The following is an 8,133-nucleotide window of genomic DNA, read 5'->3' as shown; positions in this document are numbered from 1 at the left end:
CCCGCACCCTCGCCCCTCCGCACCTCTCCACGCCACGCCTCTCGCCCTTCCCCGCACCCTCGCCCCTCCGCACCTCTCCACGCCACGCCTCTCGCCCCTCGGCACCTCACCGCGGCCCCTCACGGCCGCCTTTCCGTTACGGCAAGCCACCGCCCCTACCTCCCGCCGCCGTGGGCTGGCGCCGATCATCGGGCGCCGCGCAGGTCGGACAGGGTTCCCACCGCCACGACGCCCGCAAGCCCCCTCCCGCGGCCCCTTACCCCGCGTAGCCCCCTCCCGCGGCCCCTTACCCCGCGTAGCCTCCACCCCGTGCCACCACACCGCCCATACCCCACCCAGGGCCCGCTCGGGACGCAGTCGTTTCTCAGCGCGGTCCTTCGCGCTCAGGCCCTCGTGCTCGCGGCGTTGCCCGGCGACCCGGGAGGGTGTGGGCGGGTTAGGGTGACGGTGATCACGTTTGGAGGGGTCATGGGATGGACCGCAGCGGACATCGGCGACCTGTCAGGCCTGACGGCCGTGGTGACCGGAGCCAACAGCGGCATCGGGATGATCGCCGCAGGTGAACTGGCCAGGCGTGGTGCCGCCACCGTGCTGGCCTGCCGGGACGTCGCCAAGGGCGAGGCCGCCGCCCAGAGGATGAGGAAGGCCGCCCCCGGCGCCTCGATCGAGGTCAGGCAGCTTGACCTGGCCGACCTGGCCTCGGTGCGTGCCTTCGCCGCGGCCCACACCACCGGGCTCGACGTCCTGGTCAACAACGCGGGCGTGATGGCGCTGCCGTACCGGCAGACCGTGGACGGCTTCGAGATGCAGTTCGGCACCAACCACCTGGGCCACTTCGCACTGACCGGCCTGCTGCTCCCCCGCCTCCTGGAGCGCCCCGACCCGCGCGTGGTGACGGTGAGCAGCAGCCTGCACAGGTCGGGCCGCATCAACTTCGACGACCTCCAGAGCGAACGCTCCTACAGCAAGTGGCCCGCCTACGCGCAGTCCAAGCTGGCCAACCTCCTGTTCGCCTACGAGCTCCAGCGCCGCGCCACCGGCATTCTGACCAGCGTCGCGGCCCACCCCGGCTACGCCGCCACCAACCTCCAGGCCGCCGGCCCCCGCATGGAGGGCAACCCGATCCTGGAGTTCGGCGCCCGGATCGGCAACATCCTGTTCGCCCAGACCGCCGAACGCGGCGCCCTCCCCCTCCTGTACGCCGCCACGGAACGCGGCCTGGCCGGCGGCAGCTACGTCGGCCCCGACGGCCCCTTCGGCTCAGGCGGCCACCCGACGCTCGTCGACTCCTCCCCCGCCTCCAAGGACCGAACAGTCGCCGCCCGCCTATGGACCGCCTCCGAATCCCTAACCGGCGTCCATTACGACTTTCCCTCCAGTACGACTCCCGCCAAATAGATCTACCTTTCTCCGTTAAATAGATCTCCCCACCCGTTATCCATTCGTAATAAAAAATCCCATCACCCACCCAACCCCACAAACCCCAATAGCCACTCCAGCTATCACCCACCCCTTTCAACCCACACAGGACACCGGAGACGAGCCACCAGTCAGGCCACCCGACCACCCGGCCCGCCCACCTGCCAGTCCAGCCAGTTGCCTGACCACACACCTGCCTGACCACACACCTGCCTGGCCACACACCTGCCTGACCAGAGGGCTGGCCCGACACCACACACCTGCCTGACCACACAGCCGCCTGACCCGCCTGACCACACGCCTGCCTGACCACACGCCTGCCTGGCCAGAGGGCTGCCTGACACCACATACACCTGCCTGACCACACGTCCGCCTGGCTAAACAGCGGCCTGACCGCGCTGCCGCCTGACCACACGCCTGCCCGGCCACACACCCGCCTGACCACACGCCTGCTTGACCACACGGTTGCCTGACCACGCGGTTGCTTGACAGGCACGGCTGCCTGACAGCGTGGTTGCCCGGCCATCCGGTTGCCTGGCCGGCCCCACTGGCGCCACTGTCGAGCCCAGTCACCCCTCCTCGCGCCGCCTGGCGTGTAGGGGGGTGGTTTGGTCTGGGCTGGGGGTTGGAGGGGTGAAGTGCGGCGGGAGCGCTCCCAACAGGTACTCTTGGGTGGTTTGGGGGCTGGTATCCGGTATTGGCGGCCGGAGGCGTGCGGAATGTAACGGTTGCGTGTCGTGTCGTTGACGGGCGGGGCGGGCTGATGCACGCTTCATGGGAGCGCTCCCAGAAGGCTCTTACATCCCCCACCCCCAAGGGGCAGAAATGAAGCACACGCGTCTGGCCACCGCCGCGGTCATGACCGCCGCCCTCGCCGCCTGCGGGACCAACTCCACCCCGCAGACCCCGTCCTCAGCCCAGGCCAAGGCGGAACCGGTCACCATCACCGTCCACACCTTCGGCGGCGGGGAGAACTTCGGCTACGACAAGGCGGTCGAGACCTGGAACGCCGCTCACCCCGGCATCCAGGTCAAGTACCAGAACCTGACCGACCGCTTCGAGGACGTCTACCTCCCCCAACTCCTCCAGCGCCTCCAGGCTGGCAGCGGCGCCGCCGACGTGGTGGCGATCGACGAGGGCGCCATGGGGCTCATGGCCGCCCGTCCGCAGTTCTTCACCGACCTCGGCCAGTACGGCCTGCGCAACCGCGAAGCCGACTTCCCCGCGGCCAAGTGGGCGGCGGGTGTCAACGGCGACGGCAAGCTGTTCGCCCTCGGCACCGACATCGGCGGCATGACGATGTGCTACCGCAAGGACCTGTTCAAGAAGGCCGGGCTGCCCACAGAGCGCGAGGAGGTCGGCAAGCTCTGGCCCGACTGGAACGCCTTCCTCGACACCGGCAGGAAGTTCGAGGCCGCCAAGACCGGGGCGAAGTTCATGGACGGCCCCAACACCATCTACAACGTGATCCTCTCCCAGGAGGCCCCCAAGAACGGCAACGTCGCCTACTTCGACAAGGGCAACCAGCTCGTCATCGAGTCGAACCCGGCGATCAAGACGTCGTTCGACTGGGTGCAGACGTTCAGCAAGGCCGGCATGACGGCGAAGCTGCAGGCGTGGAGCCCTGCCTGGGACAAGGCGATCAAGGGCGGCGGGTTCGCGACGATGGGGTGCCCGTCGTGGATGCTCGGCGTCATCGAGGGCAAGGCCGGGGAGGGCAACAAGGGCAACTGGGATGTCGCGGCGGTGCCCGGTGGGGCCGGGAACTGGGGTGGGTCGTGGCTGGCCGTACCCAAGCAGAGCAAGCACCCCAAGGAGGCCGCCGAGGTCCTCAACTACCTGACCGGCAAGGACGGCCACGTGATGGCGTTCGAGGAGGCGGGCGCGTTCCCGAGCTCGCTGCCCGCGCAGCAGGATCCGAAGGTGACCGGCCTGAAGAACGCCTACTTCGGCGACGCCCCGACCGGCCAGATCTTCTCCGCCTCGGTCAAGGATCTGCTGCCGATGTTCCTGGGTGAGAAGCACGCCCAGGTCAAGACGGCCGTCGAGAAGGTGATCGAGGGCATGGACCAGGGGGCGGTGCCGTATGAGGAGGCATGGGCCAGGTTCGTGGCCGCCGGCGTGAAGGCCGCGGGCTGAACATGCCCAGTAACCTGGCACCACCACCATCCCCCGAACCCCAACCCCAAGCCCAAGCCCAAGCCCAAGCCCAAGCCCAGCAATGGCAACCGCGGGAGCGGCAGGGAGCACAAGCGCAGACGCCCTCAGAGCTGAAAGAGCGGCAGGGAGCACACGCGGAGGGGCCACGAGCGGAACAGGCGTCGGGGCCCGCCACGCCGGCATCGCGAGAGCCGTCGCTGGCGGAGCCACCATCGCGAGTGCCGCCGGAGGAGCCGCAGGCGAGACGGCCGCAGGACCAGCAGGCGAGACGGCCTTGGGCCCGGCAGGACCAGCGGGTACGGCAGGACCGGCAGGACCGGCAGGACCGCCAGGACCGCCAGGACCGCCAGGACCGCCAGGACCGCCAGGACCGGCAGGTACGGCAGGACCGGCAGGATCAGGAGGACCAGCGGGTACGGCAGGACCGGCAGGACCGGAGGGTACGGCCCGCCGCACGCCGGGAGCCGGGCACCAGCCGGTGGTCCAGGTTTGATCTGCGGGCCACCCCCTACCTCCTGGTCTCCCCCTACTACCTCCTGTTCGCCGTCTTCGGCGCCTTCCCCCTCGCCTACACCCTCTGGATCTCCCTGCACGACTGGGAACTGGCAGGCGACAAGACCTGGCTCGGCCTGGGCAACTACACCGAGCTGATCGGCGACGCCGAGTTCTGGAACGCCGTGGTCAACACGCTGGGCATCTTCGTCCTGGCCACGGTCCCGCAACTGCTGCTCGCCCTGATGCTCGCCAACGCCCTCAACAAACGCCTCAGGGGCCGCCTCATCCTCCGCCTGGGCGTCCTGCTCCCCCTGGTCACCTCGGTGGTCGCGGTGGCGGTGGTGTTCAGTCAGCTCTTCAGCCGCGACTACGGCCTGGTCAACTGGCTGCTGGGCACCCCGATCACCTGGCAGAACGAGAAGTGGTCCTCCTGGATCGCCATCGCCGTGATGATCGACTGGCGCTGGACAGGCTACAACGCGATCATCCTGCTGGCGGCGATGCAGACGATCCCCCGCGAGCTGTTCGAGGCCGCGGCCCTGGACGGCGCCTCCCCGAGGCGCCAGTTCTGGCGGATCACCGTGCCGATGCTCCGGCCGACGCTGGTGTTCGTGGTGTTCGTCTCCACGATCGGCGGCCTGACGCTGTTCGCCGAACCGGTCATGTTCGAGGGCAATCCGATGATGACCGGCGGCACCACCGGCCAGTACCAGACAGTGGCGATGTTCGTGGTCAAGGAGGGCTTCCGCGACTTCGACATGGGGTACGCCGCTGCCGCCGCCTGGCTGCTGTTCGTGCTGATCCTGCTCGGCACCCTGGTCAACTACCTGTTCACGAGGCGGATCCGATGAACCGGGCCACGATCACGACGAGGATCGCGCTGGCGGTGGCGCTCGTGCTGTCGGCGTTCCCGATCTACTACATGTTCATCATGGCCACGCGCTCCAACGAGGACGCGCTGGACACCCCTCCGCCCCTGCTGCCGGGCGGCCTGCTCGGCGAGAACGTGGAGCGGCTGCTGGCCACCGAGGACGCCCACTTCCTGACCGGCCTGTTCAACTCGGCGATCGTGGCGGGCACCGTGACGCTGTCGGTGGTGGCGATCTCGACGCTGGCCGGGTTCGCCTTCGCCAAGCTGCGCTTCCCCGGCTCGCGGCTGCTGCTCGGGCTGATCCTGGTCACGATGATGGTGCCGCTGCAGCAGATGGGCGTGGTGCCGCTGTATGAGCTGATGGTCACGCTGGGGTGGACCGGGCAGTTGAAGGCGGTGATCCTGCCGTTCCTGGTCAACGGGTTCGGGGTGTTCATGATGACGCAGTACGCGGCGCAGGCCGTACCCGATGAGCTGGTGGAGGCGGCGCGGGTGGACGGCGCGGCCACGCTCGGCATCTACTGGCGGGTCGTGCTCCCGGCGCTGCGGCCGGGGATGGCGGTGCTGGCGCTGCTGGTGTTCATGCAGACGTGGAACGAGTTCCTGTGGCCGCTCATCGTGCTGAACCCGGACAACCCGGTGGTGCAGACGTCGATCGCGGCGCTCAACTCGGCGCACGGCACCGACTACGTGATGTTGTTCACCGGCACGGCCGCCTCGGTGCTGCCGCTGTTCGTGGTGTTCGTCCTGTTCGGCCGCCAGATCGTGGGCGGGCTCATGGAAGGCGCGGTCAAGGCATGACGACCCAGCAGGATCAGGTACGGCACGCGCCCGGGCGTTTCCCCGCCGGGTTCGCCTGGGGCGCGGCCACCTCGGCCTACCAGATCGAGGGGGCGGCCGACGAGCGCGGCCGGTCGATCTGGGACACCTTCACCCGCGTGCCCGGCCGGGTGGTCGGCGGCCACCACGGGGACGTCGCCATCGACCACTACCACCGCTACCGCGACGACGTGCGGCTCATGGCGGAGCTGGGCCTGAGCGCCTACCGGTTCTCGGTCTCCTGGCCGCGCGTGCAGCCGGACGGCTCGGGCGCGTTCAGCGCGAAGGGCCTCGACTTCTACCGGCGGCTGACCGACGAGTTGCTGGAGCACGGCATCCAGCCGTGGCTGACGCTCTACCACTGGGACCTGCCGCAGGCGCTGGAGGACAGGGGCGGCTGGCCGGAGCGTGACACGGCCTTCCGCTTCGCCGACTACGCCGCCGCCGTGCGCGAGGCGCTGGGCGACCGGGTGCACACGTGGGCGACGGTCAACGAGCCGTGGTGCGCGGCGTTCCTGGGGTATGCCTCGGGTGAGCACGCGCCGGGGCGGCGGGAGCCTGCGGCGGCGATCCGGGCGGCGCACCATCTCAACCTGGCGCACGGGCTGGCCGTACAGGCGCTGCGGCCGGCGCGGGTGGGCGGCTGCGTGAACCTCTACGCGATCACGCCCGCCACCGCGGACGACCACGACGCCGCCCGCCGCATCGACGGCCTGCAGAACCGCTTCTTCCTGGACGCCCTGCTCAAAGGCGAATATCCCTCCGACGTCCTCGACGATCTCCGCATGGACCTGGATTTCATGAAAAATCGGGATCTGGCGGTGATCAGTGAGCCGATCGACCTCCTGCTCGTCAACTACTACAGCCGCTTCACCGTCTCCTCCCGCCCCGGCGCCGCCTCGGCCGCGGCGGCGCCCACCGCGGCGGGCTCGCCGTGGGTGGGCAGCGAGCACGTCTCGTTCGTCTCCGGCGGGCGCCCGGTCACCGCGATGGGCTGGGAGATCGACGCGGCCGGCCTGCTGGAGGTGCTGACGCGGGTGCGCGAGGAGTACCCGGCGATCCCGCTGGTGGTCTCCGAGAACGGCGCCGCCTTCGACGACCACGTGGACGGAGAGCGCGTCCACGACCCCGGCCGGATCGCCTACCTGCGCGAACACCTGTCCGCCTGCCTGGAGGCCACCCGCCGCGGCATCCCGCTGCAGGGCTACTTCGCCTGGTCGCTCCTGGACAACTTCGAATGGGCGTGGGGCTACGGCAAACGCTTCGGCCTCGTCCACGTCGACTTCGCCAGCCAGCGCCGTCTGCTCAAAGACAGCGCTCTCTGGTACGCGGAGATCATCCGGCAGAATGGTGGCCATGAACCGACCGACTCTTGAAGCCGTCGCCGCCCGCGCCGGGGTCGGGCGCGGCACGGTGTCGAGGGTCATCAACGGCTCGCCCAACGTCAGCGCGAAGGCCCGCGCCGCCGTGCGCCAGGCGATCGACGAGCTGGGTTACGTCCCCAACCGGGCGGCCCGCACGCTCGTCACCCGCCGCACCGACACCGTGGCGCTGGTGGTGTCGGAGTCGGAGCTGCGGGTCTTCGACGAGCCGTACTTCGCCGGGACGATCAGGGGCATCGGCTCGGCGCTGGCCGAGACCGGGCTGCAGCTCATCCTGGCGATGGCCCAGTCGCCGGAGGAGCACGAGCGGCTGGAGCACTACCTGACCGGCCAGCACGTCGACGGCGTCCTGCTGCTGTCGTTGCACGGCGCCGACCCGCTGCCGGGACGGCTGGAGGAGATGGGCGTGCCGACCGTGCTGGGCGGCCGCCCGGTCGGCCTCGACCCCTACAGCTACGTCGACATGGACAACCGCGGTGGCGCCCGCCAGGCGGTCAAGCACCTGCTGGGCACCGGCCGCACCCGCATCGCCACCGTCGCGGGACCCCAGGACATGGGCGTCGGCGTCGACCGCCTGGCCGGCTACCGCGACGCGCTGGCGGCCTCCGGCGCCCCCGGCCTGGTGGCCTACGGCGACTTCTCCGAGGAGAGCGGCGCCGCGGCGATGCGCACGCTGCTGGCCGGCCATCCCGACCTCGACGCGGTGTTCGCCGCCTCCGACCTGATGGCGGTGGGCGCGCTGCGCGAGCTGAAGGCGGCCGGGCGGAGCGTGCCGGGCGACGTCGCGCTGGTCGGCTTCGAGGACTCCAAGGCGGCCCTGCACACCGACCCGCCGCTGACGACCGTCCACCAGCCGACCGAGCAGATGGGCCGCCAGATGGCCCACCTGCTCGTGGCCCGCATCAACGGCGAGGACCTGAGCCAGCCGGTCGTCATCCTCGACACGCATCTGGTACGGCGGGCCTCCGCTTGACCAGCGGATATCCT

At 70.0% G+C, this 8,133-nt stretch carries 6 protein-coding genes; all 6 read left to right on the top strand.

Annotated features, from left to right (window positions below):
- Positions 1-468 precede the first annotated feature (468 nt).
- The gene (locus ACIBEJ_RS01805) at positions 469-1,398 is read left to right on the top strand and encodes an oxidoreductase (protein ID WP_397180660.1); all 930 of its coding nucleotides are present in this window, start codon (positions 469-471) and stop codon (positions 1,396-1,398) included.
- Positions 1,399-2,244: 846 nt separating this feature from the next.
- Positions 2,245-3,558: an ABC transporter substrate-binding protein gene (locus ACIBEJ_RS01800; protein WP_397180659.1), complete on the top strand. Its 1,314-nt coding sequence runs from the start codon at positions 2,245-2,247 to the stop codon at positions 3,556-3,558.
- Between the two features lie 239 nt (positions 3,559-3,797).
- Complete coding sequence (locus ACIBEJ_RS01795; RefSeq protein WP_397180658.1) at positions 3,798-4,925, top strand: carbohydrate ABC transporter permease; 1,128 nt, start codon at positions 3,798-3,800, stop codon at positions 4,923-4,925.
- Positions 4,922-5,746, top strand: a complete 825-nt coding sequence (locus tag ACIBEJ_RS01790) for a carbohydrate ABC transporter permease (RefSeq protein WP_397180657.1) — start codon at positions 4,922-4,924, stop codon at positions 5,744-5,746. The genes ACIBEJ_RS01795 and ACIBEJ_RS01790 overlap by 4 nt, the downstream gene beginning before the upstream one ends.
- Positions 5,743-7,140, top strand: coding sequence for a GH1 family beta-glucosidase (locus tag ACIBEJ_RS01785; RefSeq protein WP_397180656.1), 1,398 nt, complete (start codon positions 5,743-5,745; stop codon positions 7,138-7,140). Before ACIBEJ_RS01790 ends, ACIBEJ_RS01785 begins: the two co-directional genes overlap by 4 nt.
- A complete protein-coding gene (locus ACIBEJ_RS01780; protein ID WP_397180655.1) occupies positions 7,112-8,119 on the top strand; it encodes a LacI family DNA-binding transcriptional regulator in 1,008 nt (335 codons plus the stop codon). Before ACIBEJ_RS01785 ends, ACIBEJ_RS01780 begins: the two co-directional genes overlap by 29 nt.
- Positions 8,120-8,133: the final 14 nt, after the last annotated feature.

The sequence above is a fragment of the Nonomuraea sp. NPDC050790 genome (assembly GCF_044456745.1).
Taxonomy (GTDB): domain Bacteria; phylum Actinomycetota; class Actinomycetes; order Streptosporangiales; family Streptosporangiaceae; genus Nonomuraea.
The sequence above is the reverse complement of the archived record's forward strand: the minus strand, read 5'-3'. Positions and strand labels throughout refer to the sequence as shown.

Bases quoted from the DNA above. Each gene is read 5' to 3' on its own strand.
- ACIBEJ_RS01805 (WP_397180660.1), top strand. From the start codon at position 469: ATGGGATGGACCGCAGCGGACATCGGCGACCTGTCAGGCCTGACGGCC.
- ACIBEJ_RS01800 (WP_397180659.1), top strand. From the start codon at position 2,245: ATGAAGCACACGCGTCTGGCCACCGCCGCGGTCATGACCGCCGCCCTC.
- ACIBEJ_RS01790 (WP_397180657.1), top strand. From the start codon at position 4,922: ATGAACCGGGCCACGATCACGACGAGGATCGCGCTGGCGGTGGCGCTC.
- ACIBEJ_RS01785 (WP_397180656.1), top strand. From the start codon at position 5,743: ATGACGACCCAGCAGGATCAGGTACGGCACGCGCCCGGGCGTTTCCCC.
- ACIBEJ_RS01780 (WP_397180655.1), top strand. From the start codon at position 7,112: ATGGTGGCCATGAACCGACCGACTCTTGAAGCCGTCGCCGCCCGCGCC.